This is a genomic window from Fictibacillus sp. EA-CB0309 (genome assembly GCF_055814265.1).
Window position 1 is genome coordinate 340,583 of sequence record NZ_CP169271.1, and the last position, 24,260, is coordinate 364,842.

At 38.9% G+C, this 24,260-nt stretch carries 16 protein-coding genes, 5 pseudogenes and 2 riboswitches; of the genes and pseudogenes, 11 read left to right on the plus strand and 10 right to left on the minus strand.

The annotated features are described in order from the left end of the window. Positions 1-185 precede the first annotated feature (185 nt). The 7 genes and pseudogenes from ACEWFH_RS02075 to ACEWFH_RS02105 all read right to left on the minus strand — a co-directional run bounded on the left by ACEWFH_RS02075 (position 186) and on the right by ACEWFH_RS02105 (position 8,307). Positions 186-2,131 (minus strand): annotated as a pseudogene (locus ACEWFH_RS02075) (FtsX-like permease family protein). Then, complete coding sequence (locus ACEWFH_RS02080; RefSeq protein ID WP_473725909.1) at positions 2,121-2,882, minus strand: ABC transporter ATP-binding protein; 762 nt, start codon at positions 2,880-2,882, stop codon at positions 2,121-2,123. Before ACEWFH_RS02080 ends, ACEWFH_RS02075 begins: the two are co-directional and overlap by 11 nt. A 97-nt stretch (positions 2,883-2,979) precedes the next feature. After that, a pseudogene (locus ACEWFH_RS02085) lies at positions 2,980-3,983 on the minus strand (sensor histidine kinase). Beyond that, complete coding sequence (locus ACEWFH_RS02090) at positions 3,980-4,669, minus strand: response regulator (protein WP_473725910.1); 690 nt, start codon at positions 4,667-4,669, stop codon at positions 3,980-3,982. The pseudogene ACEWFH_RS02085 and the gene ACEWFH_RS02090 overlap by 4 nt, the downstream one beginning before the upstream one ends. Before the next feature lie 263 nt (positions 4,670-4,932). Further along, positions 4,933-6,111, minus strand: coding sequence for an oxalate decarboxylase family bicupin (locus tag ACEWFH_RS02095; protein WP_473725911.1), 1,179 nt, complete (start codon positions 6,109-6,111; stop codon positions 4,933-4,935). A 129-nt stretch (positions 6,112-6,240) separates the two neighbouring features. Next, positions 6,241-7,023, minus strand: coding sequence for a DUF817 domain-containing protein (locus tag ACEWFH_RS02100; RefSeq protein WP_473725912.1), 783 nt, complete (start codon positions 7,021-7,023; stop codon positions 6,241-6,243). A gap of 126 nt (positions 7,024-7,149) precedes the next feature. Then, a complete protein-coding gene (locus ACEWFH_RS02105; protein ID WP_473725913.1) occupies positions 7,150-8,307 on the minus strand; it encodes an acyl-CoA dehydrogenase family protein in 1,158 nt (385 codons plus the stop codon). A gap of 284 nt (positions 8,308-8,591) precedes the next feature. After that, positions 8,592-8,702: riboswitch (SAM riboswitch) on the minus strand. A gap of 154 nt (positions 8,703-8,856) precedes the next feature. Continuing rightward, positions 8,857-8,960: riboswitch (SAM riboswitch) on the plus strand. 79 nt (positions 8,961-9,039) lie between these two features. Between ACEWFH_RS02105 and ACEWFH_RS02110 the strand changes: the two are divergent. The 3 genes and pseudogenes from ACEWFH_RS02110 (at position 9,040) to ACEWFH_RS02120 (ending at position 11,570) form a co-directional block, all read left to right on the plus strand. After that, positions 9,040-10,467, plus strand: a pseudogene (locus ACEWFH_RS02110) (LLM class flavin-dependent oxidoreductase). A gap of 150 nt (positions 10,468-10,617) precedes the next feature. Beyond that, entirely contained in the window at positions 10,618-11,304 is a 687-nt protein-coding gene (locus ACEWFH_RS02115) for a MetQ/NlpA family ABC transporter substrate-binding protein (protein ID WP_473725914.1), read from the plus strand. 86 nt (positions 11,305-11,390) lie between these two features. Beyond that, positions 11,391-11,570: a hypothetical protein gene (locus ACEWFH_RS02120; RefSeq protein WP_473725915.1), complete on the plus strand. Its 180-nt coding sequence runs from the start codon at positions 11,391-11,393 to the stop codon at positions 11,568-11,570. Between the two features lie 141 nt (positions 11,571-11,711). On the opposite strand, the gene ACEWFH_RS02125 is transcribed toward ACEWFH_RS02120, so the two are convergent. Then, positions 11,712-12,206, minus strand: coding sequence for a GNAT family N-acetyltransferase (locus tag ACEWFH_RS02125; RefSeq protein ID WP_473725916.1), 495 nt, complete (start codon positions 12,204-12,206; stop codon positions 11,712-11,714). Positions 12,207-12,740: 534 nt separating this feature from the next. On the opposite strand from ACEWFH_RS02125, the gene ACEWFH_RS02130 reads away from it, so the two are divergent. Together ACEWFH_RS02130 and ACEWFH_RS02135 are read left to right on the plus strand one after the other, a co-directional pair. Continuing rightward, positions 12,741-13,682 carry an AraC family transcriptional regulator gene (locus ACEWFH_RS02130; RefSeq protein ID WP_473725917.1) on the plus strand — a complete coding sequence of 314 codons (942 nt, stop codon included), beginning with the start codon at positions 12,741-12,743 and terminating at the stop codon, positions 13,680-13,682. A gap of 150 nt (positions 13,683-13,832) precedes the next feature. Further along, positions 13,833-14,075, plus strand: a complete 243-nt coding sequence (locus ACEWFH_RS02135) for a hypothetical protein (RefSeq protein ID WP_473725918.1) — start codon at positions 13,833-13,835, stop codon at positions 14,073-14,075. Positions 14,076-14,155: 80 nt separating this feature from the next. Here ACEWFH_RS02135 and ACEWFH_RS02140 read toward each other — a convergent pair. After that, a pseudogene (locus ACEWFH_RS02140) lies at positions 14,156-15,645 on the minus strand (peptide MFS transporter). Between the two features lie 317 nt (positions 15,646-15,962). Here ACEWFH_RS02140 and rlmN point away from each other — a divergent pair. The 4 genes from rlmN (at position 15,963) to ACEWFH_RS02160 (ending at position 20,332) form a co-directional block, all read left to right on the plus strand. After that, positions 15,963-17,042, plus strand: coding sequence for a dual-specificity RNA methyltransferase RlmN (rlmN, locus tag ACEWFH_RS02145; RefSeq protein WP_473725919.1), 1,080 nt, complete (start codon positions 15,963-15,965; stop codon positions 17,040-17,042). 792 nt (positions 17,043-17,834) lie between these two features. Further along, the gene (locus tag ACEWFH_RS02150; RefSeq protein ID WP_473725920.1) at positions 17,835-18,038 is read left to right on the plus strand and encodes a hypothetical protein; all 204 of its coding nucleotides are present in this window, start codon (positions 17,835-17,837) and stop codon (positions 18,036-18,038) included. Between the two features lie 14 nt (positions 18,039-18,052). Beyond that, the gene (locus tag ACEWFH_RS02155; protein WP_473725921.1) at positions 18,053-19,729 is read left to right on the plus strand and encodes an endonuclease MutS2; all 1,677 of its coding nucleotides are present in this window, start codon (positions 18,053-18,055) and stop codon (positions 19,727-19,729) included. Between the two features lie 63 nt (positions 19,730-19,792). Next, complete coding sequence (locus ACEWFH_RS02160) at positions 19,793-20,332, plus strand: GNAT family N-acetyltransferase (RefSeq protein ID WP_473725922.1); 540 nt, start codon at positions 19,793-19,795, stop codon at positions 20,330-20,332. A 19-nt stretch (positions 20,333-20,351) separates the two neighbouring features. Here ACEWFH_RS02160 and ACEWFH_RS02165 read toward each other — a convergent pair whose 3' ends face one another. After that, positions 20,352-21,923, minus strand: a complete 1,572-nt coding sequence (locus tag ACEWFH_RS02165) for a glycosyl hydrolase family 28-related protein (protein ID WP_473725923.1) — start codon at positions 21,921-21,923, stop codon at positions 20,352-20,354. A gap of 391 nt (positions 21,924-22,314) precedes the next feature. Here ACEWFH_RS02165 and ACEWFH_RS02170 point away from each other — a divergent pair. After that, positions 22,315-23,501, plus strand: a pseudogene (locus ACEWFH_RS02170) (Alp7A family actin-like protein). Between the two features lie 19 nt (positions 23,502-23,520). Beyond that, entirely contained in the window at positions 23,521-24,111 is a 591-nt protein-coding gene (locus tag ACEWFH_RS02175) for a hypothetical protein (RefSeq protein WP_473725924.1), read from the plus strand. Positions 24,112-24,260: the final 149 nt, after the last annotated feature.

Consider the following 24,260-nt stretch of genomic DNA (forward strand, 5'->3'; position numbering starts at 1 on the left):
TTTCTAGCCTCATTTATTGAACTATGAGTCACAAAAACAAATCGAGTTAGTAAACAAAGAAAAGACCGACTAAAATCATCATTTTTTAGTCGGTTTTGTGCTTTTTTATTCATTTGACGTGTTGTAAGGAAAGAGTGCATCAAAAAGTGGAAACCACCTTTCCCTACAAGCGTCATTGTAATACTCTAAAGTGCTTCCTTAACCACTTTCTTATAATAAAGAACAGATAGCACCCCAAAGATTGAATAGAGGATCGTATACACAACCATGACGATAATCATTGGTGTCCAGAGTTCAGCTCCAAACAGAAACCAACCAGATTGTACGGCGAAATAGCTGTGAAGTAAGCCGACCAATAGTGGAATACCAAAATTAAAGAGCTGCTTATACTGAATGCCTTTCAACAGATCACTCTGCGTATAACCTAACTTTCGCAATATTGTATAATTAGGCTTTTCACTTTCTCCTTCGTCCATCTGTTTGAAGTAGAGGATACACCCTGAGGTTACGAGGAAAGTCAGTCCTAGGAAACCTACGATAAACATCATGAGTCCCATGTTTTTCTTTTGATTCGTGCTAATTTCATGACGAGATTCATTGTATAGCTTTTTGTACGTTTCGGTAGATTTAAACAGTTTATCTGCCTTTTCTAGTTGTTCTTTATTCTTAATGTCGACCCCAATATAGAGGGTGGATTCTTTCTGTACCTTAGGATCAATATCTTTTTTCATTTTCTTAAAAATGGCATCATCAACGATGGCTGTAGGAACACCGCCACCTGTGAAGTACCAAGATACGGGAAATCATTCTCTAAGCCTAAATATTCTTGAGTAATGGTTTCTGTTTTGCCTTTTATTTTAAGAGAGCCAGATTGCTTTAAAGGCATAAATTTTTGAAGCAGGTCGTTATAGCCGGTGAAAACCACTTCATCCGGTGAAAGATCCATGCCATCGACTGATTTTTCGCTAATTAAAGGAAGCGGCATCGCTTTTGGATCGATAGTGAGTTCTTCTAAGCTTCGATCAATAAGCTGTGAGGCGTTTACCGTCACCTGGATTACTTCAATCGATTTTTCCGAATACGGAATATTGTTCTTCTTTAAAGCGGCTTGGAACGTATCTGCTGACTCTCTATCAATGATTGAAAAGTCATGAGGAACGTTATTTTCAGCCGTTTTTTCAGCAGAATAATACGAGATGTATGCAAGGCACAACAAAGCGATCGAAAGCGCTGAAACGGTTGTAATGATCATAAGCAGAAGTGCGTTCGACTTCATGCGGAACATGACGGATGCCAGTGACATCACTTCGTTGATTGATAGGTAGCCGCCTTTTCGCTTTCTTATTAGGTTTAGTAGAAAACTTACAGAGCCTTTATAAAAGAAGTACGTACCTAAAATGACGGCTGCCAATATAAAGATCATTGCTCCAAATAATTGAGGCATCGTTGTAAAATCGCCGCCAAAAAGTTTGGAAGATACGATGTACCCTGTCGTGATAAGAACGAGACCCACGATTCCCATCACCATCTCAAAGCGAGATAGTTTTTTCACTGTAATCTCTGTGGAAGAAGTGACACGGAATAAAGATAGAATGGTCTGCCTCTTGATGAACGTGTAGTTCATGATCATGATCAACAGATAGATTGCCGTAAAAACAAGAACCGTTTGTACTAGCGCTTGTGGTGAAAATCGTAGAGATGCGATCGAATCAACAGCAGTCGTCTTGAACAAAACGAGAATCATTAATTTTGAAAACGAAAACCCTGCAAAGATTCCGATTAAAAGGGACCCAAAGTAGAGGAATAAGTTTTCAATAGAAAGAATGCGAAAGATCTTACCCTTTGTCATCCCGATCAACTGGAACAATCCGATCTCTTTGCTGCGTCGTTTGATAAAGATGTTGTTCGCGTAAAGTAAAAAGACCGATACGATTACGACCAGTAAGATAGAAGCGGCTCGAATTGCGGCTTCACCTTTTACAGAGCCTTCTACAGAATCCATCGATGGGTCATATTGGAGAGTCACAAAAGCAAAGTAAAGGGCAGAACTGAACACTAAAGCAAAAACATATAGGTAATAGTTTCTTAAGTTTTTCTTTAAGTTACGGAAAATGAGTTGATTAATGTTCATGTTGAACACCACCTAAAACACCTTGCGTTTTCATAATATCCTTAAAGAAACTCTGCCGATCTTGTTCTCCTTTCATAAGCTGCGTATAGATCTGTCCGTCTTTTATAAAAACAACGCGGCTGCAATAGCTTGCTGCTACAGGATCATGCGTCACCATAAGAATCGTCGCTTGTCTGTTCTCGTTTAGTTCGCTTAACTTGTTTAAAAGGTCAGACGCAGACTTGGAATCGAGAGCACCGGTCGGTTCATCCGCAAAGATGATGCTTGGCTCATGAATGAATGCGCGAGCCGCAGAAGTTCTCTGCTTTTGTCCACCTGAGATCTCGTTCGGATATTTATCTTTTATTTCAGAAATGCCTAGCTCTGTTGCGACTTGCTCAAATTTCTTTTCAGCTTCCTTTTTCGGTGTTTTTGTTATTGAAAGAGGCAGCAGAATATTTTCTTTAACCGTTAGAGTATCTAGTAGGTTGTAATCTTGAAAGATGAAACCAAGGTGGTTCTTTCTGAACTCTGCCAGCTGTTTTTCTTTCATAGCTGTCATCTCAAATGAGTTGATGTGAATCGTTCCTTCGCTAACTTGATCGATGGAGGATAGGACGTTCAACAATGTCGTTTTACCAGAGCCAGATGCTCCCATAATACTGATGAACTCACCTTTTTCAACGGAAAGATCAATGCCTTTTAGGACGTGCTGTTTATTATTTTTATTTCCATAGCTCTTATGAAGCTTAACTGCTTTCAATATACTCATGATTTAAAACCCCTCTCTGATAGTTTCATTATAGAAAGCATTACAGCTCTTTTCCTTCTGTTCACATAACAAAACAGAAAAGCATGTGACACTTTCGTCACATGCCCATCGTTTGATCAAATTCATTTCTTTTTGGGAAAGCGAGCGTAACGGTTGTTCCTTCATTCCGCTTCGACTCTATAGAAAGTTGGATATGTAAAGAGTCTGCTGCTTTTTTGGCTAAATATAATCCCATGCCAGTCGAAGCTTGATCCTGATGTTCTGTTGTTGACGTGAATCCTTTATCAAAGATACGAGGCATATCCTTTGTGTCAATTCCGCGACCAAAGTCTTGAATCGTTATATAGTTTCTGTCGTTGGAGTTGTAGCTATTAATAATAATTTCTGAAGAATGGCTGTATTTCACGGCATTGGTTAAGATCTGACGAACGATAAAAGCTAGCCACTTGGCATCGCTTAAGACATGAGTGACTTGAAGATCAAAATCAAAGCCAATTCCTTTTTGAATGCACCACGATTGCAGCGTTTTTAGTTCAGAAAAAGTAGCGTCTCAAGCTCCGTCATTTCCATATAAAGATCGTTCTTAATAAAAGGAATCCTTTTTTGATGAAGCTGTTGATCGAGCAGAAGGTGGATGCGAAGCCACTCGTAGGTGAGATCACCTTTTAAAGGAGTATCGTCCATCCGCTGAATCATCAGGTGCATGGCGGTCAGCGGCGTTTTAACCTCGTGAATCCAGGCTAGAAGATCGTCCTTTTCCTGTTCGATCAGTAAACGGTTTTCTGAAGCTGTCCGTTTTAAATGCTTTGTTTGTTCGATAATGCTGTTTTCAACGATTTTCTCAAAAGGTGAAGAAGGTGATGACATATTCGAAAGGTCAAAATCATTTTCCCTTTCCTCAAGCTGGTGGAAGAAGGCTGTTTCCTTTTGATACCGATAGATAAGAAAGATAACAAAGACGATCAGTGAAATGAACACGATATAGCCAACAGCAGAAAGGGGGATTGATGGATCAAGATAGGCAATCATGAGGAAGATCATCTGCTGTAATAAAAACAAACAAATCCAGCTGCTTCGTTCGATTAAAAAGCGTCTAATCATACAGAATCCTCTTCTATTGCACGATAGCCTTGTCCCACTTTGGTCTCAATGAATTGTCCGAGTTCAATTTCCTCTAGCCGTTTTCTTAAGCGGTTTACATTTACGGTAAGAGTATTGTCACTAATGAATTTTTTATCGTCCCATAAGCTGTTGATGAGATTATCACGACTAACAATTTTATTCTTTTGCTCGATCAGTAGTTTAAGAATGAACACTTCATTCTTTGTAAGTTCAACTGAACCTTTTTCGTTCGTTACTACATTTTTTTCATAATCGATTTGAGCGCCGCACCACGTTTTAAGACTAACGGTGTCTGTATTGTAATTATAAACACGACGAAGGATGGCATGAATCTTTGCGATTAATACTTCAAAATGAAACGGTTTTTGGACAAAATCGTCTGCACCGAGCTGCATGGATAGCACCATATCGCTCGGATGATCACGTGAAGACAGAAAGATGATCGGTACATTAGAATGCGATCTAATATTTCGGCACCAATGAAATCCATCAAACTTAGGAAGCTGTATATCAATGATAACAAGATCCGGTTTGATGCCCGTGAATTCCTGCATCACTCGTCCAAAGTCTGAAATCCCATAAACCTCATACGACCATTGGGATAATCGTTCGTTTATCTCGCTGAATAGCGTTAAATCATCTTCAATGAGCAAAATTTTAAACATTATTTATCACCACATCACGATAGTTGTATGTTTTGAGTTTATAGCAAAACCTGGATATTTTCTAGGGGAGGTATTTGTTATGTTATGTGCTTTTGCGTTTGGAAGGGTCTTATTAGAAATGACCATTACCCTAGGATTGCTCGCTCTTTACGTGTATTCATTGTAGTGCAAGAGTTATTTTATTAATGTTTCACATGAAACAATAAAAAAAGAAGGTGACGGGTTCCCACCTTCTACGGTATTTAGCAGATTTTTTTCAACGACTAAACATACTTAACCACGGGCCATTTTTCTTTTCTAAGTGAATTCATTAGCTCAGAACTTGCATTTAAATTTGTTTGCACAATCTCTTTAGGTGTTAATGCCATCCATTGATTCAACGATACATCTTCAAAACGATCACTCTTAAAGATCTCTAAAAACCATAAACTCTTATTTCCTGTATTTTGTACATAATGACCGAATGCAAACGGAACATAACCAACATCACCCGCTCGGACGTCGAAAGTTCTAGCTGTACCATTCCCAGCGAAAGCGGTCATCCGCCCTTGACCGGCTAAATAATATTGCCACTCGTCATTATTCGGATGCCAATGCAGCTCTCTCATACCGCCAGGTTTTATTTCTACTAAAGCAGCAGCAATTCTCTGTGAGATTGGGAAGTTGGTAGAATCTACGATACGAACGGTACCTCCGGGTGTAACGATCGGTTTCTGAGCCATTAAACGGTGAGTGAAGCTTAACGGGACAGTTCCATATGGATCGGGTACGGCTTGTGTTTCAATCGGACCCGGAACGGTAGACTGATAAATATAACGTTGTTCAGTCGGGATGTTAGCAAATGCGCTCTCGGGTATACCGAAGTTTGCTGAAAGAACTTCTTTCGGTGTATGTGCAAACCAATCTGAAATAGAAAATGTACTAAGATCTGAAAAATTTCCATCATCGAATACGAGTAAAAACTCACAGCCTTCTTCAAGTCCTTGAATCGAATGAGGAATGCCAGGAGGGAAGTACCAAAGATCGCCTTCACCAACATCCGCGATAAAATTCCTGCCGTTTTGATCAACCGAAGTAATGCGAGCACGACCTAATATCATATAAGCCCATTCCGCTTCTTGGTGCCAATGCAGTTCCCTCACACCTCCAGGAGTCAAACGCATATTCACACCAGCAAGGGTTTTAGCAATGGGAAGCTCGCGAACGGTAATTTCTCTAGACCAGCCACCATGATTTAACTGCATGTGGGTGTCAGAATAAGAAAATCGTAAGTTCGGAATGGTTCCTGCATCTGTTACAGGAGGGACTAGCATGTCTGGATTTTGTATGTCACGCATAATGTCGCGAGGTCCTAAGTCGGTCGCACCCGCACCATCACTGCGAATCGGCTGAGGAATCTGCATTTGTCTTCGTTGCTGTTGATGTTTAATGTTATTATCCATACGATGAGCTCCTCTCAATAAGAAGGTTCAGACGTCATCTCTGTATTCTTATGGAGAGGACATCTTTAACATGCAGATTTCTTGAGAAGGAGCTTAACAAAGAAAAAACACCTGAAAGCTTCCGCCAGCTTAAAGGTGTTTTGTATGTGTAAAAATATCGTCTTGGTGGCTTTTAATGCGTTTTAATTGTGCAACGATAATGATACTGATGATCACGAGCAAGAACCAGGAGCTGATCTTACCAATATGAACGAGTGACCAAGAAGCTTCCTGATTGGGATACTGCCAGGCTCCAAGAAATGTTGTAATGTTTTCTGCGATCCAGATAAAAAATCCAATCAACAGAAAAGAAAGAAGGATCGGCATTTTATAAACACGTTCGTTGATCGTATAATGAACAACTGTCTTATAAAAGATAGGAAATAAAAGCAAAATCAGAACCCATCTAGCATCGAACAAGTAATGATGGGTAAAAAAGTTTAAATAAATCAGTACACAAATTCCAAAAGAAAAGAGAGGATTCGGCCAACCCTTAATCTGAAGATCTAACCTCCGCCAGCTCTGACAAATATAGCTTGCAACACTAGCATACATAAAACCGCTGTAAAGAGGTACTCCGTAAATTTTAGAATATGCCTCTTCAGGATAGCTCCAAGACCCCATATGAACTTTAAATAATTCTAGAGCCAGACCGATTAAGTGAAAGACACAGATGACTTTTAATTCATCTATCGTTTCAAGTTTCGTTACGATCATCGCAACCTGTGTTAAGAGACAAAGAAGGAGTATGAAATCGTATCGAGGGATGAACGGAATGCTGACGAATTTTGAAAGAGCTAACGCACCAAAGATGATGACTGGAAAGATGCAAGAAAGTGCTTGTAAATAAGTGAATTGAAGAAGCGCCCTCATGAGTAAACCACCTTTTGTGAATTGATTAATATGGAAATATATTGTATCCATAATAACCTATGGTGATCTAAAACTCATCATACAAAAAAATATTGAGTTTATCATGAATCTGTCAGTTGACTTCTTTTATTTAAGCGCTGCATCCGCTAACGAATAGACGATGGCATCATCTGTTGGCGGATTATGAAGACCGGCTCTTACATCTCGGAAGTGCCGCTGAAGCGGATTTTGCACAGAAAGACTTCTAGCACCAACGATTCTCATCGCGAGATCAACAACTCTATTTGCGCTGTTTGTTACAGAGTGCTTAACAGCAGCGAGTTCGGTACCTAGATTATGACGTTGTTCAGGGTGGTTTACCCATTTTTCAGCAACGGCGTGAAGGATCGTTCTTGCTTGAAATAACTCAAGTTCTATCTTGCCAATCTTTCTTCTCACTTCTGGTACTTCTGAGATAGGTCCTGATAAGGTGTTAGGGCTATACTCTGATGCAAATTCAATCGCGTAATTCCGCGCTCCTCTTGCGATGCCTAGGTATACAGCAGGAACTTGAAGATACCAGCCTTTAGGAATAATGTTCTTCCCGTCTTCTATGACAAGAAGATTTTCCTCGGGTACATAAACGTCTTTTAAAAGGAGATCATCACTTTTTGTTCCTCTCATAGAGATGCTGTCCCATGTTTCTTTTACAAAAACCCCTTTTTCCCGATGATTCACTAAGAAAAATCCTTTATGGTTGGTTTCAGAAATGGTAGCAGTAATGACCGAGAAATCAAGGGCTTCTGCCATAGAAGTAAAAGCTTTGCTTCCGTTTATCAGCCATCCGTCTGCTTTCTTAACTGCTGTTGTAGTAGGAATACCCCCTCGAGACGGACTTCCTGTCGCACGCTCTGTTTGTGCCAAATTAATGAGTGCTTTTTGTTCAACAATTTTCCGGCTAAGATCAGCGAACGCGTTTCCATTCCAATGACGATTTTCTGCCGCCTCTAAAAGAGTACCCAAATGCCACCCAAGAGAAAGGGCAGTAGGTGCATCTCCCTCAGCTAAGTGCTCTTGTATAGTTAAGAATTCAACTAGATTTAACCCTTTACCACCATATTCTTGTGGAATGGTAAGAGAAAGAAAGTCATGTTTCTTAAGATCTTGAAAGTTTTCATAAGGAAAAACGCCTTCTCGATCTACAAATTCTGCCCGTTTCTTGAAAACTTCTTTTAGTGCTAGTGCGGTATTTATCGCTTCTTCAAAACTATCTTTTTGGATGGTTTTTCTCAAAGGTATGCTCATGGTTCCCTCCTATAGTTTTTTCAGTAAGTTGTTTATGTCTGGATGGTTCTTAAAAACTTCATTGTCTTGTTGGTTGGAGTGTAAGGTGCGAGACTCCTGCGGGACGAGTGGGCAGGTGAGACACTTACCGGTGCGAAGCGCGAAGTGGCTCACCGCACGCCCCGCGGAAAGCGAAGCAACCTGAAACGGAAACCAACCGCCCACAAAGACTGCAAAGGATAAACAAACAAAAAAGCCCTCTTTCAAAGACGAAAGAGGACGTAGATTCCATGTGCTAACACGCTCTCTCATCTATCAGACATTCAAAAACATCTGCTGGAATTAGCACCTTTCTTTTAATAAAAGCGGTTGCTGCAGGATCGTAGGACCAGTTCCTCCCTGACTCTTGATAAGATACAATATTTAATTATTAGTCACCACTATAGAGGATAAAGCAAACCGCTGTCAACTAAAAACTGATTGTTAAGAAAATTATTTTATTTCTCTAAATTCCATTGACAGGCTATTTGTATTCCTGTATATTTCGTTACTAAATTGAATATCATCGATTTCTTATCGAGAGAGGTGGAGGGACTGGCCCTTTGAAGCCTCGGCAACAACTATTTTTAGTACTGTGCCAATTCCAGCAAGCGCAATGGCTTGAAAGATAAGAGGAGACCTATACGTATGTTTATTTCACGTATTTTTAAACCTCTTCTTAATTTTGAAGAGGTTTTTTTATTTTCTCTTGGGATGGGTACAAAAAAATTCTATGTAACGGAGGAAACAATTTTGAGTAAAGAAATATTGTTTAACGCGTTTGAGATGACAAGTGCTATGCATAATTCTCATGGCCTTTGGAAGCACCCGGAGAACAAGAGACATAGAAACTATAAGGATCTGGATTATTGGATTGAATACGCAAAACTTCTAGAGAAAGGAAAGTTTGATGCTGTGTTTTTTGCAGATGTACTTGGCATATATGACGTGTATAAAAAAGCAAGCATCCTTCGGTCCGTGATGGACTGCAAGTGCCGCTGAATGATCCAGCGCTTCTTATATCTGCAATGGCGAGTGTTACAGAAAATCTATCTTTTGCGGTTACGGTTAGTACTACGTATGAACAGCCTTTTGGCAACGCGAGACGCTTTTCTACTCTTGATCACTTAACAAAAGGCCGGATTGCTTGGAATGTGGTCACGTCTTACTTACCGAATGCTGCGAGGAATTTTGGTTTGGAGAATATGATCAAACATGATGAGAGGTACAACATCGCTGATGAATATTTAGAGGTGTCATACAAGCTTTGGGAAAACAGCTGGGAAGATGATGCTTTTATTGAGGACCATGAAACCAATACGCTTGTTGATCCTGAGAAAGTTCATGAGATCAATCACGAAGGACAATATTTCAAAGTTGAAGGACCGCATTTAAGCGAACCATCACTGCAAAGAACGCCAGTCATCTATCAAGCAGGAACATCAGAGCGGGGGCGAGATTTCGCAGCAAAGCATGCAGAGTGCATCTTCGTAGGCGGCCCTACACCACAAAGAATCCGCTATTATGCGGACGACATCCGAGAGCGGGCAAAAAACATGGACGGAACCCAGAAAACATCAAAATCTTTTCATTCTTAAACGTGGTGGTCGGAGTAACAACTGAGGAAGCAGAAGAAAAGTTTAAAGCATATGCAAGCGTTTGGAGTGCCGATGCTGCAAAAGCACAATACGGCGCAAGCGGCTATGATATTGCTGAATATGAAGGGTTAGATCCTGACCTTCCTTTTGGATACAACAAATCAACAGAAGGCGGACATTATAAAGCAGCTATGCTTACAACCGATGCGCCTAAACCGCTCACGGTAGGAGAAGTCTTAAATCGTTTTGAGTCACCGGACAGAGGAAGTTTTATCGTCGGCAACCCAGAAGAAGTAGCAGATGGCATCCAAGCGCAGTTTGAAGAGTCTGGAGTGGATGGGTTCAACCTAAATCATCTTGTAACACCAGGCGATTTAGAATCTTTTGTGGAGTTGGTTGTACCCGTTCTTCAAGAGAGAGGACTTTACAAAAAGATTACAAAAAAGGTACGCTCCGAGAAAAATTATTTTCTCAAGGGGAGCCTCTATTGCCAAAAGACCATCCGGCGGCAAAATTCAGACGAGCTTCTGCGGAAAGTAAATAATTAGAAGAGTGGGGAGAGAGACAAATTGAAGAGATATCCATTAATTTTAATTGTAGCGATCTTGATTAGCGTACTGCTAACGGGTTGTGGTGCATCAGGAGAAGATGAAAAAAGGAAATTACATTAGGTGCCACCGTTCCATACAGTGACATGCTTGAAAAAGGGGTAAAACCTTATCTTGAGAAAAAGGGATACACCGTTGAAGTAAAAGAATTCAATGATTATGTACAACCAAATATTTCATTGAAAAGCGGATCATTGGACGCAAACCTTTTTCAGCATAAAGTTTATATGGACGCATTTGGAGCAGAGAATAATATGAAACTCGCTTCTGTGATTACAGTGCCCACTGCACCGATCGGCATTTACTCAAAGAAATACAAATCATTAGATGAAATAAAGCCTGGAAGCACGGTTACCTTAGCGAATGATCCAACTAACTTAGCGAGAGGATTGACCGTACTAAGAGATAACGGCTTAATTGAGATTGATGGTTCTGCAAATCCTTTAAAAGTATCTGAAAAAGACGTTACAAAAAATCCAAAGAACCTTAAATTTCAACCCGTAGAAGCTGCACAAACACCTCGAACGCTAGACTCGGTAGATTTGGCAGCAGTAAACGGAAACTTTGCCCTCTCTTCAGGACTGGACCTGAAGGATGCCCTTGTTAAAGACAAACTGCCTGAGGAAATCATTAATCGAATCGTTGTGCTAGAAAAAGATAAGAATTCGAAGCTCGCTAAAGATCTTAAAGCTGCAGTAGAATCAGATGACTTTAGAAAAGTCATACAGAGTGAATTTGAAGAGTTTCATAAGCCGGAATGGATGAGTAAATAAATAGATAAAATATCTTGTCCAATAGCCGTTACCAACTCTCTTATATTTTCATAGAATATCCTATGTTGATTTAAGGGGGATTACGATTGAATAACTGCCCGCACTGCGGCCTTTTTCGATACGATTTAAGCGGATGCATCTGCTCAGATCAAGACTATAATAGTGATTGGAATAAAAGATATATAGATGAGATCTTCAACACGAATAATGGTCACACAAGAGCACCTAAAAAGGTGAGAAGACAACAGAATCTATCAGATCTGTAAAAACAAAAGACTTATCTATTCTTTCTAAAATAATATTAGCTGACTCAATGGTATTGTCTAGTACAAATCATGAGTCAGCTTTTTACGTTCAATGAAAAAAGCAGACCTCTTTTAGACGAAGTCTGCTGATTTCTGTCACACTTATGGACGAAGTGACGGTGGAGTATTCAACTTTCTTACATTTGAAGAAGAACGAACACGTGGTAATGAATTAGAGTTAGAAGTGCCAAGTTCCTTTTGGATAACGATACTTGAACCGATTTGTCCTTGTACCTTAAATCCCCAATGCAAAAACACTTTTAGTGCATCGGTGTTGCCTTCGTCCACTGTACCAAAAACAGTCTGGATGCCTTGTTTCAATAAGTGGTTTTCAAAGACTGGAAGAAAGGAGCTGGCTATTCCTTTTCCTTGATGCTTTGTATCTAACACAACATAATCTACAAAAATCATATTTCCAATTCTAAACCGATAACAAACAAAACCCGCAATGCGGTCATTGCTATCACAGACAACCATTACTTCATTGGCCATTTTTAGAATCGTCTCTATTACTTCTCTGCGGACTTGAAAGTTACTAACTACCAGATCAACTAATAAAGGATCGTCTTTACCAGGAACCCGTTTACGAATATACAAATATATTCCCCCTTGTATTACTTTGCGAAGGGAAGATAGTAATGAAAAATAGAAAAAGATATTCTTTTATATTGATGGTGCAAGTGCTGCAACTGCTATTAGATCATAAAAAATCCCCCATGCTTTTACTATATGTGCTTGTCCTTGAAAAGGTTTGGATATCGTCCTATCTCTAGCTAAAAAGGCTATCGAACAAAAGTAAAAAGCAAAAGCCGGGGAGATCCCCGGCTTTCCTAGCATTTTTCTCATTATGCTGGTCTTTTCTTACAAGATTTCTTTCTTTTCTTTGGACCAAAAAGGCTTTGTAATAATCCGTTCACTATAGACACCCCTTCTATAAGCGAACTACAGAGAAGAGGTCAATGATTATTGTTTCTTCTCTATCATATCTTACGCAAGCTTGTCTCAGATGCTTGGACAAATAACGATTTTAGAAAAAATGGATTCCAGAAAAAAACACACTTACAAGTAATAATAGAATTTCGTATATACTTTAAGGATGAGACCTTGCGTACAAAAAAGGGGAATTTCTAGATGACTTATGAGAAAGAACAGCGAAAACATATTTTTAGAGTGTTAGATTATATCGAGCAGCATATACAGGATCCTCTTTCATTAGAAAAAATGGCCAGCATTTCTACATATTCACCTTTTCACTTTCAAAGGATGTTTAAAGCTATTGTTGGTGAAACGCCAGCTGCTTATGTAAAGAGATCTCGATTAGAAAATGCGGCACACTTGTTAATTTATGAACATCATATCCCGGTAACCCAGATTGCTATTATGTGCGGCTTTTCTTCTTTATCGTATTTTACTTACTCTTTCCAATTGTATTTTAAAACTAGCCCGAAGAACTGGAGAGAAGGAGCATATCTTGACCGATTTCCGCGGGAATATCATGATAGCAAGAAATCTAAACAAGTAAGCAACACGTCGAAAGAAAAAGAAAGCACTTCTTCTTATAATGAGTTTAGATGGCTGGATTTAGCGAATATAAGAATAGAAAATTTTCCTAACAGAACGACAATAAAAAGTCACCATATAGGGCCGTATACGAACGGGATTCCTCAGGATTGGGAAGACGTTTATCGATGGTGTGAATCAAGGGATCTTATTCATTCAAACACGATGTTTCTTGGGATTCCAAGAAACAATCCGTACATAACATTGCCAGAAAAATGCCGATACGATTGTCACATTACAATGGATGAGGAGGAAAATGGAATTACTTTAGAAGATGCCAGCGAATTTGCTGGGGGAAAACACGTTGTATATGAGTTTGTAGAGCCTGTAGATTATTCAGAACGAAATTTGTTAATTGAATGTTACTCAGAATTGTATAGCTATTGGCTGCCAAGAAGCGGCTATAAATACTTAAGCAACCCTGTAGAACTCATCGAGATTCAACAGCAGCAAGACACGTTAACACTGCAAAGTAAGATTAAAGCTATTGCACTAGCCATTGAACCAAAATAACGAGGGGCCAATAATGGGTTTGAATGTTACAGGATTAAACATAACAGCTATTGTAGCTGGAGGACTTTTGTATATGATTTATGGAGGTATTTATTATTCTATTTTACTCGGTAAGAAAAAGAAAATGGAGATACGGGTCCATTTAAATATATGTTTTCTGTAGTCGTTGCATTTATCAGTTCATTTATAGTGTCTTTACTTGTACAAGCTGTTGGAGCTGATCGTGCGGCTTCAGGAGTAACGATCGGTTTTATTATTGGATTATTGATTACTATGGTTTATTATAAAAACACACTTTTTGGTCTGATGACAAAGCGCGCGTTTACCATTGCAATTGGAGATCATTTGGTTATCTTTACATTGCTTGGACTGCTGCATGGTTTGATGAATTAAAAGCTATACCGTTTGAATGAATGAAAAAACCACTGACATATTGGAAGTTCCATTACATCAGTGGTTTTATGCATGTTGTATTAACGAACACCTTTCATGAACACTTGAATCTTTGGTGCTAGCATGAATAGGATAAGACTTAGAAGAATGGCTACTCCACCAATTACCCCAAAGTACATCATTTCCGTTTTATCTGTATAGAATTTAACGATTTGTGCGTTAATTGCCTGTGCAGCTGCACTGGATAAGAACCATAGGCTCATTGTTTGTGCAGAGAATGCAGCAGGTGCAAGTTTCGTTGTTGCAGATAGGCCTACAGGTGACAAGAGAAGCTCACCAATTACAACGATAAAATAACTAAGAACAAGCCATAATGGATTTACTAGTGAGTCTTCGCCACCAAAGTATGCAGGCAGAAGAATAACAAGGAATGATAATCCAGCAAATAATAAACTTAACGCAAATTTCTTAGGTACTGACGGTTGACGGTCACCAAGCTTCACCCAGATCCAAGCAAATAATGGCGCTAGAACAATGATGAACAATGGGTTCAATGATTGGAACCAAGCAGGTGAAATGGTGATACCTGCAAATTCAAGGTCTGTACGCTTGTCTGCATATACAGCAAGAATTGTAGAACCTTGTTCTTGGATAGCCCAGAACATAACGGATGCAATAAATAACGGGATATAAGCAATAATTCTTGAACGCTCAGTTGCCGTCGTTTTAGGGCTGCGGTACATAACGATAAAGTAGATTGTCGGAATGGTAATACCGAAAATACCAACAAGGGTAATAAATACGTCTAATGTAAAGATACCAGCAGGGATAGTTGTACCTAGAATAACAGCTAACACTACCACACTAATACCAACGATTAATGATACTTTTTTCTTCTCAGCAGGAGATAATGGGTTAGGAACAATAGTACCTGCAAGACCTAGATTTTTTTCTTAGTTACGACGAATACAATTAGTCCTAATAACATACCAAGTGCAGCAATCCCAAATCCTAAATGGAAGCTCGTTTTTGAAACTTCTCCTACAATTAATGGAGATAGGAAAGCACCTAGGTTAATACCCATATAGAAAATACTGAAACCAGCATCTCGGCGATTATCTTCTGGTGCATACATGTCACCTACAACGCTTGAAACGTTAGGTTTTAGTAAGCCTGTCCCAATAACGATAAAGACCATTGAAATGAATAACATAGTCAGATCGCCTGGTAATGATAAGACAATATGTCCAATCATAATTAAAATACCACCATAGAATAACGCTCTAGATGTACCAAAAACTCTATCTGCTAACCAACCACCAATGACACCAGACATATATACTAGTGAACCATAGATCGACATAATAGCTAATGCAGTGGTTTGGTCAATCCCTAAACCACCTTTGGAAACTTCATAATACATGTAATAAATTAGGATGGCTCTCATTCCATAATAGGAAAAGCGCTCCCAAAACTCTGTGAAGAATAGTGTGAAAAGACCTTTAGGATGTCCAAAGAAGCCTTTTTGAGGTACACTATCCACAATTTTCTGTCTATTGATGTCTGACATAAGACAACCTCCTTTAGTTCATTAAATATAATACTTTGAAATATTTATTATTGTCAAAAGTTTTCGGCTTATCTATTATTACAGGTTCTTATGCATTCGTAAATGGAAATTACACCCTATATAGGCATATTGGCTTATATCTATGCAAAATGAAGTATAAAACGTGTATAAAACAAGCAAAAAAAATTCTAATGTAGTATGCTCAAAAATCTAAAATAATTGTAAGGTGTTGGGAAAATACTTATAACATTGTGATAAGAGGCAGTTTTCAGTAGTATAGAAGAATAAGTTTAAGGTTTTGAAAAGAGGTCTTTTAGATGAACAAAAACTCCATTTATGGATTAACGATTGAACAGCTTACAGCATGGCTTGGCCAGCATGGATATAAACCATTTCGCGCATCACAAGTATGGAACTATCTATATAGAGAGCGGGTAACCACTTTTTCGGAAATGATCGATATCAAAGACGATTGTATTCAACTATTAAACGAAAACTTCACAATTCAAACGCTTCGTGAGCACGTTAAGCAAGAAGCATCAGATGGAACGGTTAAATTTTTATTTAAATTGAATGACGGTAACTTGATCGAAACGGTACTGATGAGACATAAATACGGTTTATCTGTGTGTGTAACGACCCAAGTAGGATGCAATATTGGCTGCAGTTTCTGTGCGAGTGGCTTGTTAACAAAAACACGGGACTTATCGAGTGGCGAGATCGTTGAGCAGATCATGAATGTTCAGCATCATTTAGACGCAGTTGGTGAGGGAGAAAAAGTAAGTCATATCGTAGTAATGGGAATCGGCGAACCATTTGATAACTTTGAGAACATGGTAGACTTCTTGAAAATCATGATCGATCAAAAGGGTCTTGCTATTGGTTCGAGGCATATTACGGTCTCTACTAGTGGAATCGTTAATAAAATGTACGAGTTTGCAGATGTGAACATCCCTGTAAATCTCGCTTTATCCCTTCACGCACCGAACAATGAATTGCGTACAAGAATTATGAAGATCAACCGAGCTTTTCCTGTTGAAAAGCTAATGGATGCGATCAATTATTATATCGAGAAAACAAACCGTCGTATTACGATTGAATATATCCTATTAAAAGATGTTAACGATCATATTGAAGAAGCGTTGGAACTTGCGGCTCTTTTCCAAGATAAAAAGAAGAAAACCTATATAAACCTTATCCCGTACAATCCAGTGGATGAGCATAGTCAGTATCAGCGAAGTGATCAAGAATCGGTTCTGGCGTTTTATGACACGCTTAAGAAAAACGGCATCAACTGTAAAATTCGTCAAGAGCACGGTACAGACATTGATGCTGCGTGCGGCCAGTTAAGAAGCAAGCAGATTAAAAAAGATAAAGATCAATCAATTAGGTCTTAATGGAAGGCTGTTTTCTAAAAGTGTGTGGTGAATGGAAGTGGACAATAAAAATGGCGAAGTAGACAGTAAATGTGTAAAAGTGGACAGTATTTTCTAAAAAGTCGACAGTAAGCACACTTTGAGGTGTTTGCGCGCTACTTATATGCCTGTCTACGGATTAAAACTGTCCCTATGTAGAGGTAGTTTGTTGATGGTGACGGTAATCTGTCTGATTCGAAAATTAATCTGTCCGATTAGCCACAAAATCTGTCCAATCTGCACCATAATCTGTCCATTTCAGCCAATAATCTGTCCAATTATATACTTTCAAAAGCTACAATGAATACGAAAACAGCCTAATGGAAAGAGACCGGTTTTTCAACTGGTCTCTTTTATTGTGTTGACAACTGTAAAACAATTACATATGATGAGGGTAATTCAGTGGAAAGGATGGTGTGTTTGTGAGCGTTGTCGTTCTTAACTAAAACAAATTGGATACAGGTATGCAAAAGAAAAAATGAAACGGTTTGCCCGGTTTATTTGTCATGCTCTTTTGTTGCCACCATTAGTTAAGAACAGCGGTCAGATACAAGCCATCATACTCATTCCTTTGATGCTGCGGACTCTACTTAAGAGCCGATTTTTTTATGCAGTTTTTTAGGGTGAAGTCTATCTATGAGGCAGAAATGACATGTTCATTTCTGTCTTTTTTTATTGGCACGTTCCTGGCCTCTGTTTAGAGGAGGGGATATCAAAAGATTTGAAAGAAAATCACGTGTTTTAAGCTATAAAAAATTTTGGAGGTAGATCCACTTGAATAAACAAACCATTAATATGCTTGAATATAACAAAATTAAAGAAAACCTTAGTTCATACGCAATGAATGCCGCAACGAAAGAAATGATTGAAAAACTTGAACCTTCTTCAGATTTATCAATAATTAAATCGTGGATGCTAGATACGACTGAAGCTAAACTGATTCTGGAAAAAGTGCTAGCGTTCCAATCGCTAATTTAAATGGGTTGGAACAGGTGCTTGAAATACCGAAAAAAGGGTTAAACCTTTCACCAGAGCAGCTCACTTTTATTTACGGCTTGCTCGAAAATGTCACGAGAATGCAGCGTTTTATGAAAGATAAGAATTTCTTAGCACCGGCAGTATCCACCTATGCGTATTCCATGTTTGATTTAAGCGATTTAAAAGATGAAATCTATCGGTGTATTCGAAATGGCAGAGTAGATGATCATGCAAGTAAGGCTTTGTTAAAAGTCAGGAAAAAAATCGCAGTGGTAGAAGAAAGAATTAAATCGAAGTTAGATAACATGATGAAGTCAGCGGTTTATCGCGATATGCTGCAAGATCCAATCGTTTCAATGAGAGATGGACGTTATGTGATTCCAGTAAAAAGTAAATATAAACGAAACATCCCCGGCCAGATTCTCGATAGTTCTTCTAGCGGAGCAACCGTATATATGGAACCAAACGATATACGTAAACTGCAAACAGAAATAAGTATGTTACGAGCAGAAGAAGAGATCGAGATTTCAATGATACTAGGAGTACTGACCGGAATGGTAGCCGGATTTGAGCGAGAGTTACACATCACGATTGAAACGATGGTCCATTATGATTTTATCTTTGCTAAAGCTAAATATAGCAGAGTACTGGATGCTAGAGGTGTGGAAATCAACAAAGATAACGTGATTAGAATCCAAACCGGAAAGCATCCGCTTCTCGGTGAGAAATGCGTCCCGTTACATTTTAATTTGGGTGAGAATTATCAATCCCTTGTCATCACGGGTCCAAACACTGGTGGAAAAACGGTTGCGATCAAAACCGTAGGGTTGTTAACGCTAATGGTACAGTCAGGTCTTCATGTACCTGTGGGAGAAGGTAGCTCTTTTGCAGTATTTAGAGAAATTTTTGTTGATATCGGAGACGGACAGAGCATCGAGCAGTCTTTGAGTACATTTTCTTCGCATATGACAAATATTATCTCGATTTTAAAGAATGCAGGACCTCAGGATCTCGTTATTTTAGATGAACTAGGAGCAGGAACCGATCCATCTGAAGGTATGGGTCTTGCAGTAGCTATACTTGAAAAATTGTACAGCAAAGGAAGCATGATTCTAGCGACCACTCATTATAGTGAGATAAAAGAATTTGCTGCCGTTACACCTGGTTTTGAAAATGGATCAATGGAGTTTGATTTAGAAACACTTCAGCCTATGTATTCTTTAATTATTGGTAAAGCGGGAAAAAGCCAGGCATTCGCGATCGCCTTGAAGTTAGGAATGGAGCAGGAAATTATCCACCGTGCACAAGATGTGACACAAGAAAAAGGTTATCCACATGTGGACAAAGAGTTAGTAACGATGTTATCCACAACTGAAGAATTGGAACGGTTAAGGGACGAAGCAAAATCGAGAGTAAAGAGGCAGAACGTAAAAACACATAAGAATGAAGTACTTCAAGGGGAAGTCTTTCAAATCGGTGACCGTGTGTTTGTTTCAAGTCTAAAAGCAGCAGGGATTATATTCGAGTTGGAGAATAACCTTGGTGAGTATGGGGTAATGGTTGAAAACAAAAAACATTACATCCATAAGAAGCGTTTAAAGCTCCATATTGAAGGTAAAATGCTTTATCCGGAAGACTATGACATGGATATTGTATTCGAGTCTAAAGAAAATCGAAAAAGGATAAGCTGATGAAAAAGCGTCATATTGAGGGGATTTCGATTGAAAGAGAAGAAACTTGAGCGGGGGAGAGACATGGAAAGTAAAATCTCTTATAAAGTGTTAAAGCTCACTGATATAGCGGATGACCTTCTAGACAGCTTTCAACGGTATCAGGAAACGAAAAATGTTTGGTATCTAGAAGAAGATGAATTCAAAACGAAGGATGACTATTTTATAGATGACTGGTCAGATGAAAAGAAGAAGTTAGTGATCGAGGAGTTAAGGTTATGCGTTGCAAACGGTGGAGTTGTAGCAGGTGCCTATAATGAAACAGAATTAGTTGGTTTTGCAAGTGTAGAGAGCGAGCGTTTTGGCTCAAAACATCAGTATGTTGAGCTTCCGTACATTCATGTTTCTAGTGAGGTAAGAGGGTTAGGGATTGGAAAAAAGCTGTTCGAGATATGCTGTAGGGGGTCCAAACGGTTAGGTGCAGAGAAATTATACATCGCTGCACATCCATCTATTGAAACACAAGCCTTTTACGAAGCAGTAGGATGTAAACGCGCTGTTGAAATTAACGTTGATCTATTAAAAAGAGAGCCTTTAGACATTCAGTTAGAGAAAATTTTATAGAAAAGGAAGAGACATCTACTCAAGTGTTAGATGTCTCTTTTTCTGCAGGCAGGATAACAACACGGTCGACTATAGAATTTACAATATCGCGTCCTACATCAATTGCTTTTGAAATCGTATGATCACACGTAATGTTAGTAAGCGTGATATCATCAGCCCGATGCGGTCCGCCGTACGCTTTTACAGCGGGTCCTGTCGATTTAAAATGCTTAATGAAAATCTGATTGAGAATGACATTGCGGGCTCGGTATTGGATGGCGATTACCGGGTTTTGCTTATAGTCATAGGAGGGGTCACCGATGAGCGTTAATCCGTTTATGACTACATGATTATATCCTGATACGACAAGGCCTCGTGGTGTTGAATCTTTGTATAGCTCGGTATAGATAGGAGCGATGCTACAGATATTTGTAGCGGAAATATGCTGTGCTGTTTTTGATTGGGGATCTATGTCCTTATGATGGCCAATATGACGAAAATTGTAGGATCGGTTGTCATTGACCGAAATATGTCCAAAAATGTGCACATTGGTTGCTGCAGAGGCATTGTGATGAGCTTTAATTTCTACCCCGCCAAAACAACGGGTGGTAGAGTTGTTTAAAAGCCACACATTATGTGACCCGTCGTCAATTTCAATTCCATTCGAGTTGGAAAAGCCTTTCTTATGAGACCTTCCGCTAGGATCACACATATGGGAATTGGAGATAAAGATATATTCACTGTGGTGAGTTGTAATCCCATCATCTCCGAATCCATATCCGTTAAGATTATCTAACCAAATGTACTTGCTGCCTCCTCTTGAACGCGTCCCATCCCCTAAATAGGTGTAAACGGTAGAGGATACATCAAAGCAATGCAGTCCTGGGTTAATGGCCTCTAGGTCCATCATCCAGCCATATGTAACATTAGCAAAAGTTACACAGCTCGATCGATTGTTACCTGCACTCGTTTTTTCTTCATCCCCTAATCTTTCAATGTTCCAGTCTAAACTCATTCCTTTTACAGCAATATTTCGATTCCCTTTAAGGTGATTCTTGTTTGTGACAAGCCACTCCGCTTTTGGGGATTGATCATGTAGTTTTAGTGTGGATTTGCCCTTTCCTTCCCCTAAAAGGATCGTCCATGAAGGTAATTTAATGCCTTTCGTCACGTATATTCCCTCTGGAATACGCACGATTACTTTCCCTTTTCCTATAGCTTTTCGAAATGCTTCTGTATTATCTGTTACACCGTCGCCGACTGCGCCATAATCTATTACGTTTACTTCCTCTTTTATTTGTTCATATAAATCTTCGTATTGCTGATCTAAAGTGGATATCCATCTTGGAAAGGCATTTCCTTTTTCATCAAGTTCCCAATCTGTTGTTTGTATATTGTTATAAGGCACTCTTTTAATTAAAAAACTTTTCGTTAAATACCTTATCCATTCAAAATTATAACCCTTTTGTTGTAACCACTTTTTACTCGAATTCTTAAATAGGTTCTCTGATGTGAGTAAATCGACTGGTTGTGATGTGGAATGTTCACGCTGTAACTTTTCAATTAGTTCTTTATTGGACATGGGATTATGTTTTTTATCTAATTGTAGCAAAGTAATGATCACCTCTTTTAATATAGATTAACTATAATTAATGGTTTCCCTATCTCAAATTATGTAATCAGGAGAATGAATAACTGGTAGGGAAGGGGATTTCGAAAAGGCGGATCGTGATGCAAACAAAAAAGTTTACATGTTTACAATGATGTTTGCAATTGTTTGCTTAAATGTTTACAAGTTTACAAACACGTTTGCATGTTGCTGTGCAAGGGGTTGTGAGCATTATCGATTAATGTTTACAACAATGTTTGCAAGTTTACAGAAAATGTTTGCGTGTTTACAAATTTGTTAAAAGAAAAAATAGGCATTGTTTAATTTTAGATAACCCTCTAATCTATTAATATAGCAACAAAATAAAGATGGAAAATAGAAAGGATGTACGCACATGAGTAATTCTAGAATTGCTGCTGTTGATGTAGGTAACGATTCATTAAAAGGAATTTTCGGTACATTAGATCATGAATTAAACATCCCTAACGTAATTGCTAGAGACATTGAAGATCGTCCTGTAATTGGGATTGAGGAGTTAGACAGCAAAGATCCGTTAGAAGGCATACATATTAGAGTACACTCCCTGCCCTAAAAGAAAATAATGTGATTTATCGCGTTGGACAGCTTGCTGCTAAAAGCGACAACTCTACTGAATTAGATCCAGGAAGCAGCAAATCTGAAGAAGATCAAACATTGATCATGCTTTTTGCTGCTCTAGCATTAGACGCAGTAAAAGAAGATAACGCAAAGGCGTTTACTAAAAACAATAATGTGATCGATACGAGCTACATCTTGGGTACTGGTTTGCCTCTTCGTGAAGTGAAAGAAGGGAAAGATGCTGGATACCGTTCTAAACTATTAGGATCTGTTCACCAAGTAGAATTCCTTGTAACACCTAAGTACCAAGGAATTAAAGTGAACTTGAAATTTGAAGAAGTAAAGGTGTATCCGGAAGGTTTTGCAGCGTTCATTAACCTTGTGATGGATAATGATTTGAACATTATTAATAAAGATCTAATCGACAAGCCGATCCTTATTCAAGATATTGGCGGTCTTTCTACAGATATCGCTGTTATTAAGAACAGAAATGTTGATGATGATAAAGCACAAGGATTTAACCTAGGTGTTTCTGAAGCGCTAGAGCAAATTAGAGAAGAAATTCGCTCAAAGCATGGTGTAGAACTCGACAGCCGTCGTGATGTTGTTGATATCATTACGAAAAAGACGAATCGCAACCACATTATGGTTCGCGGCAGCCGTACTAGCGTACATGATATTACAGACCGTATTTTAGTAGATTTGGCGAAAAAGCAATACCGTCTGCTTCGTAACGTTTGGCAGAAGAATTCTCAAACGGAAATCTGCTATTTTGTCGGCGGAGGTTCTGCGGTTCTAAAAGATTACATTAAAACGTTAAACAACAATCTAGATGGCTATAACATCGACTTCTTTGAAGACGAAAAGGAAAGCATTTGGATGATGGCAAATGCGTATTACAAGCTAATCTCTGATCACCTTAGAAGAACAGCGCCAAAAGAGAAAAAGAGCGAGGATAAAGACAAAAAAGCCGTTAAAGCTTAAGTATAAGTAGGGTGATGAAATGGACAAAAAAGCATCCAATGAAATAACGAGAGGGAAAACGATCGCTTTTCGCATTCCCTCTGACACCCCGGATCACGTCTTAAAGCAGCTTCAAAAGCTGAAAGAGACGGAGAGACGCAATTTTTCGAGCAGAATCTCTGAGTTTGTCCTGCAAGGTGTTGGTCAAAGCATTCAAAAGGACAGAGAAACGATTACGATTCCGCTCCCGAAAAATCTTAGTAAGATGCAGCGAGATTGGCTAAAGCATGAACATTCTGAGGCTTTATTAGGCAACATTATGTATCAGTTAATTTCTAATCCTGTACGAACGGCATCACTACTGGCGGCTTTAAACAGCAATTCAACTGATATTGATCAAGCTCTTTATCTGCAGGAAGAACAAACAAATGATGAGGCTTCTTTAGACCGCTATCATGACATTCCTGCTGAGCCTGCTAGCTCAACAAATGATTTTGACGATGATGATTTAAGTCAATTCGATTGGGACAGTGCGAAGCGGGATGAAGATGTAGAAAAAGAAGAATCTCAAAGCCCCGAGCAGGAAATGGAAGATCTGTTAGGTGATTTTCTTGCACATATGAATAAATAACATGAGGCGCAGCTGTTAATCAGCTGCGTTTTTTTGTGGTAACAAAGGGGGTATATGGGGTACCAAAAAAGCCTTTTATTAAAAAACAGTTTGCTTCCATCCGCTGGAGGGAAGGGTCTCTATATGATGTTTAAATACATATAGAGAGG

Excerpts from the sequence above, each read along its gene's own strand:
- ACEWFH_RS02080 (WP_473725909.1), bottom strand. The coding sequence starts at position 2,882 with ATGAGTATATTGAAAGCAGTTAAGCTTCATAAGAGCTATGGAAATAAA.
- ACEWFH_RS02090 (WP_473725910.1), bottom strand. The coding sequence starts at position 4,669 with ATGTTTAAAATTTTGCTCATTGAAGATGATTTAACGCTATTCAGCGAG.
- ACEWFH_RS02095 (WP_473725911.1), bottom strand. The coding sequence starts at position 6,111 with ATGGATAATAACATTAAACATCAACAGCAACGAAGACAAATGCAGATT.
- ACEWFH_RS02100 (WP_473725912.1), bottom strand. The coding sequence starts at position 7,023 with ATGAGGGCGCTTCTTCAATTCACTTATTTACAAGCACTTTCTTGCATC.
- ACEWFH_RS02105 (WP_473725913.1), bottom strand. The coding sequence starts at position 8,307 with ATGAGCATACCTTTGAGAAAAACCATCCAAAAAGATAGTTTTGAAGAA.
- ACEWFH_RS02115 (WP_473725914.1), top strand. The coding sequence starts at position 10,618 with ATGCTTGAAAAAGGGGTAAAACCTTATCTTGAGAAAAAGGGATACACC.
- ACEWFH_RS02130 (WP_473725917.1), top strand. The coding sequence starts at position 12,741 with ATGACTTATGAGAAAGAACAGCGAAAACATATTTTTAGAGTGTTAGAT.
- ACEWFH_RS02135 (WP_473725918.1), top strand. The coding sequence starts at position 13,833 with ATGTTTTCTGTAGTCGTTGCATTTATCAGTTCATTTATAGTGTCTTTA.
- rlmN (WP_473725919.1), top strand. The coding sequence starts at position 15,963 with ATGAACAAAAACTCCATTTATGGATTAACGATTGAACAGCTTACAGCA.
- ACEWFH_RS02160 (WP_473725922.1), top strand. The coding sequence starts at position 19,793 with ATGGAAAGTAAAATCTCTTATAAAGTGTTAAAGCTCACTGATATAGCG.
- ACEWFH_RS02175 (WP_473725924.1), top strand. The coding sequence starts at position 23,521 with ATGGACAAAAAAGCATCCAATGAAATAACGAGAGGGAAAACGATCGCT.